This window comes from Chamaesiphon sp. VAR_48_metabat_135_sub (genome assembly GCF_031418915.1).
Lineage (GTDB): Bacteria > Cyanobacteriota > Cyanobacteriia > Cyanobacteriales > Chamaesiphonaceae > Chamaesiphon.
The window spans coordinates 1-5,202 of the sequence record NZ_JANOJV010000309.1 but is presented as its reverse complement, the minus strand read 5'-3'; the positions used below and the strand labels follow the sequence as shown (position 1 = coordinate 5,202).

At 45.1% G+C, this 5,202-nt stretch carries 4 protein-coding genes and 1 pseudogene; 2 read left to right on the top strand and 3 right to left on the bottom strand.

Going from position 1 to position 5,202, the window contains the following annotated elements:
- Nucleotides 1–387 (top strand): annotated as a pseudogene (locus tag RMO55_RS21270) (Hsp70 family protein); the annotation flags it as partial.
- Between the two features lie 234 nt (nucleotides 388–621).
- Here RMO55_RS21270 and RMO55_RS21265 read toward each other — a convergent pair.
- Together RMO55_RS21265 and RMO55_RS21260 are read right to left on the bottom strand one after the other, a co-directional pair.
- Complete coding sequence (locus RMO55_RS21265) at nucleotides 622–2,676, bottom strand: DUF3769 domain-containing protein (RefSeq protein ID WP_310430075.1); 2,055 nt, start codon at nucleotides 2,674–2,676, stop codon at nucleotides 622–624.
- A 23-nt stretch (nucleotides 2,677–2,699) separates the two neighbouring features.
- Entirely contained in the window at nucleotides 2,700–2,819 is a 120-nt protein-coding gene (locus tag RMO55_RS21260) for a photosystem II reaction center protein I (RefSeq protein ID WP_310430073.1), read from the bottom strand.
- A 212-nt stretch (nucleotides 2,820–3,031) separates the two neighbouring features.
- Between RMO55_RS21260 and RMO55_RS21255 the strand changes: the two genes are divergently transcribed.
- Complete coding sequence (locus RMO55_RS21255) at nucleotides 3,032–4,411, top strand: ankyrin repeat domain-containing protein (RefSeq protein ID WP_310430071.1); 1,380 nt, start codon at nucleotides 3,032–3,034, stop codon at nucleotides 4,409–4,411.
- A gap of 78 nt (nucleotides 4,412–4,489) precedes the next feature.
- On the opposite strand, the gene RMO55_RS21250 is transcribed toward RMO55_RS21255, so the two are convergent.
- Nucleotides 4,490–5,202 (bottom strand): MnmC family methyltransferase (locus RMO55_RS21250; RefSeq protein ID WP_310430069.1); only part of this gene is annotated, 713 nt, incomplete at its 5' end.

The window sequence follows — 5,202 nt, the reverse complement described above, 5'->3', positions numbered from 1 at the left end:
AATTGGCATCCAATTATTCAATCGGGACAAGCATATCCCATGTCCGAACCTGTCGAATTAACCCTCGGAGCATCGCGCGAAAATCAACCCAGTATTGAATTAATTATCGGTGAATTAGGTGCCACAACTGGCGGAACAGAAGTCTATTTCGATGGCGATCGATTGATTACCCGCTGCTTAACTGGTGGCGTAAAAGATGTCAAAGCTTTGAACGATCGAGATGGTGGTAGAAGTATTGCTAAACTCGATCCAGCGGGGTATCCTGGAGTCGATCGAGTCAAAGTAAAATTTAATGTCGATCGCGATCGACAGTTACGAATTAGTGTCGAGGATTTACTCACAAATCAAACACTATTAACCGATGGAATTGTGGCAGAATTGAGCTAATCGCTAAAGATCGAGAAACCAGACTTTTTGAAAAAGTCTGGTTTCCGGTTTCCGCTCGATCTCAATCAGCTCTCCCGTACTGCTGGTGATAATTTAATCTTACGCAAATACATTAGCAACACTACCATCGGGATCGCATCCCTCGCAATCCCAACTAATCACTGATATATCGGGAACTGTAGGTCGATCTCCAAACTTACACCGTAATTCAAGATTTAGAATCGCACTCGTAGCCTAAAATTGAGGCGTGATGCCATCCCAATTAAAATCATTTAGTTTGAACCCGATCGAACCCAATCCGAGTGCTGGATTGTAACGGACAATGAAATTATAAGTTCGACGACTATATTCAACATAATAATCGGTACTAATTTGTTTTCCGGTATCTAGATTTAGCGAAGACTGAATCCCCAATCGAAATGGGCCGCTAATTTGTTGACTGATTCCGGCAGATAAGATTCGATTGTCTACGACTCGATCGAATAGAAATGGCGAACTATTGCCCCGAAATTGTTGAAAGTAGTTGAGATTAAATCCGGTATAGTCAAAACTCGCTTGAGAAAAATTACCAAACTGTCCTTGAATTCCCACGTTATAGCCCAAAGATGATTGGCTATCTCCACTACTATAGCTACTCAACGATCCCTTAATTCCGGTATTTAATTGGAGATAGGGCACGACTGGAGTGGGACTATAGTTATATGTTTCTTTATTATCTGCGGGCAACCCTTTGCCCTCCCACAGTCTAAAATTTCTGGTCAGACTTGCTGCTGTTTGATAGCGATTGAGTGAGACAAAATTGTTCGATCGATTTGGACTGAGCAGATTTTGACGATCGGTATTAGCATTAATTATCTGCGCGCCAATTTGATAGTCTAAGTTAATTCCGGTCTTGCCGATTGGAATATCTGGTGAAGTCAAAACACCACCAATGCTAGATTGAACATCTTGGTATCCCAAAGAACCATTGAAAATCCGATCTCGGTAGACAGCTTCTCCGGTCAATGTATGGGGTAGGGTCAATAAACTCAGATTTTGTTTGACACTAGCTTTTGCCCGTAAATTACTCCCGAATTTATTTAGATTTAAACCTGCTAATGAAGCAGAAGCTTGAACTGTGGTATCTGCACCAACATTTCCTTCGATATTGGTTTTGACTCCAAATACCGAACCATCAAAAAAGTTGAACCCCGTCACCGCTCGTTGGATAAAATATTGAGGGGTAACTGTTACCCGAAATCTCGGATCGAAAATCGGGTAAAAACTATTTTCGACATAAACACCACCACGTTCGTCTGCATCAAAGCCAATGTTGAAGGGATTGGGATCTTTGCCGACTTTATTTAATACAAATCGATCTTTGGGGATGGGGATATCAAAGTTATTTTCGACTGTAATTCGCGCATTGCTCGTTGTTACCTCATCTTCTTCGGTATTAACAGTTTTAAACTGCGCTCGATCCGCTTTGATTTGGAGTTCTGGTGGTGAAAAAGGGTCGTTGGTAATTCTAATCTTTTCCGCCGTGACGCGCTCGCCAAAAAAGTCAACCTTGTCAGCCTGAAACCGCAGACGGTTGATGGTACTACCCTTGGGTTTGAGTGTTGGCTGATATTCAATATCTCGCTCGTTACCAACCACAATTCCCGCCGTTCCCGTATTCTTGATATTACTAACTGGTTGGTCGTTGCGCAATCGATCGCTCAAAACCAGATCGGGATAGGGCTTGTTGCCTGCGGGAGTGGGGATACCTGGCTTGGGAACTACATTGAGATCGGTGACTAATGTCGGCTGGTAGATATCTCCTCGTGCCTCCACAATACTCCCTCGATCGTCCTCGAAGTTGTATTCAAACTGTTTCCCATAGAGGATTTGCTTACCTCGCAGCAGGGATACATTCCCCTCGGCGACGGCAATTTTGGTTTTGAGATTCACGCGCAATCGATCGGCCTGAAGTAGTGCTCTATTGAAACGTACCACTACTTTACCGTTGGCGGTAATTATCTGCGTATTATTATTAAATTCTTGTTCCTCGGCATTAAGTTCGATCGTCCCATTTGGGGTCAGCAAATTGGTCGTTGGCTTTGTCTGTGCGCCGTTCTGGACGATGGTATAAGTTAAAGGTGCCGAACTGGTCTTGGCAGCGATCGGCGCGGCTGGAACACCAGCTAGTACGGGACGTAGAGAAATGCCGATCGAGTACAAAGGCAACAGTAGTAAATACCAAGCAACTTTCCAGCCGCGCTGACCTACGTACTGATATGACTGTTTCCCCACGCTGTTACGCCCCATCTTTCGCTATTTGGCTGTCTATATTATTCAGACAGATCGCGACGGTTGGGGTTCCGTGAAGGGTCATTGGATAAGAAACCAAAGATGAATACTAGCAGAAATAGTGCTACTACAATATTAACTGCAATTTTTAATGTTGCCATCGATCATGTGTCTCCGTTAGTTTACATTACGCTGCTTTCTATCATAACCGAATAGGTGTTAGGTGTTAGGTGTTAGGTGTTAGGCTTTAGGTATTAAGCTTGATACATACAAGGTTTCTCTAATTCCTCATCCCTCCAGCCTATTGGGTAGATCTGTAGCCCAATTCTTGAGATTTGGTAAAAGCCTAAAGCCCAAAGCCTAAAGCCTATTTATGACAATCTCCGATCGATTCGATCTCCTGCTACTTCAGTCCGCTAGATTGGGCAACCATCGTCAAGTTGCTACTGCTTTAGAGCGTGGTGCGCGGGTGGATACTACCGATGCCCAAGGTACTACTGCGCTGATGTTTGCGGCTCAAAAAGGTTTTACTCAGATTGTTGATTTACTAATTGCTGCGGGCGCGGATGTAAATATCCATCGCTGTCAATTTGGGACTACCGCGTTGATGTTTGCGGCTGCCTCGGGTAATGTGGCAATTGTCAAGCAACTCTTGGCGCGGGGGGTAAATGTCAATGCCACGAATGAGGATGGAAGTACTGCCCTGATGGGGGCGGCGTTGGCTGGCGCAGGCGAAATTGTCGAGTTGTTAATCGTCGCTGGCGCGGATGTGCTGAAAGTTGATGCTGATGGCGATAATGCGCTGAATATTGCGATCGCGCACAACCATCCTGACATCGTTCGACAATTATTAGCCGCTGGTGCAGATCTTAATTATCGCAACAGCGATGGTAAAACACCATTGTTACTCCTAGCTGGATCTGGCGATGTAACTATCCTCAACCTATTATTAGCTGCTGGCGCAGATCCGCAAGTGGTAGATGACGATGGCGATAGTTTACTGATAATTGCCTCAGAAGGCGGGTATGCCCAGTCGATCCAACCGCTGATTGAAGCTGGATCTGCGATCGATCTTCAGAATCAGGACGGTTGGACACCGCTAATTGCGGCTACATCTGCCAGAGAGATCGGTATTGTCACAGCACTTTTAGCAGCCGGAGCCGATCCCAATCTTCATGCTCAAGATCGAGAAACGGCACTGCATTTAGCCGCAATTGAAGGCGATACCGAGCTGGTGCGATTGCTAATTGGTGCGAACGCAAAAACTGATACTATTACTAGTCTGGGAGATACTCCACTCGTTTTAGCCACCTTACACGGGCATACAGCCGCCGTAGCGGAGATTTTAGCAGCGCATCCCGATCTTGCTGCTCACCAGCAAGGTGTAACTGCCTTGGGATTGGCGATCGTCGAGGGATATACAGAAATTGCCCAACTACTACTAGCTGCTGGTGTCTCTCCCAACCAGACACTCAACGCTGGACAAACTTTATTGACGATCTCAGCACTGAAGGGTAACTTGGAATTGGTACGATCGCTAGTTACGGCTGGAGCCAATCTCGATTTACAAGATGACACTGGCGCGACAGCTCTAATGTGGGCAACTCATCGTCGGCGGCATGAGATTGTCAAATTATTACTCACAAATGGAGCCGATCGCACCTGTAAAAATCAGGGCGGTTTGACTGCTCTAAATCTGGCTGAAATTAATGGAGATCGACAATTGATCGAGCTATTTAATCTTGGTTGCTAGTGAAGGAAAGGGAAACGCGAAAAGAATAAGATAACTACTGGTGCTGCTGAATTGTAACTCACTTTCAACTTTCAACTTTCAACTTTCAACTTTCTTCCTCCATCGTTTTTTCCATTGCGAAGTAGTTTCCAATCCACAACTATCCTGCTCTAATTCACGCCCGATCAAGATATTAGACATCGAATCTGACAAAGTAGGATCTCGATAGGGAATTGCCGCTCGTGTCTGTAAATGTTCTAATTCTTGTGGCGATAATGGTGCTAATTGTGTCGGATCGAAACTAGCGATCGTCCCTGGTGATTTTCTCCCAACTGGCAGACTATCACCGATCGACAATCCAGCTTCAATCATCCCAGCTCGGACTGCTGAAGCACATGAATATGTCGCAATTATCCCATCTACCGCACAACATTTCGCGACTCGATCGAGAAATTCTACCGTCCATAACTGCGGACAAGCAACTGGTGAAAATGGGTCGAGAAAAATTGCATCGGCTTTAAAATCTCGATCGATCGTTTGCCGTGCATCCCCAAATATTAATCGTGCTGAAAATCGATCGATCTCAATTACTTCTTCCCGCACTAATCGAGCTAATAATTGGGGAATCGGCTCTTCCCACTCGCTCAATAAATTATGCTCGATCGCTGAAATTGCTACGGTTCGATCGAGTTCGAGAGCGATAATTTCGACCTTACAATCGGGATTCCATCGCCAAATTGTCGCTAATGCTGCGGCACTATTGTAACCCAATCCATAACAAATATCTAAGATCCGCAAATGCCCGCGACTGG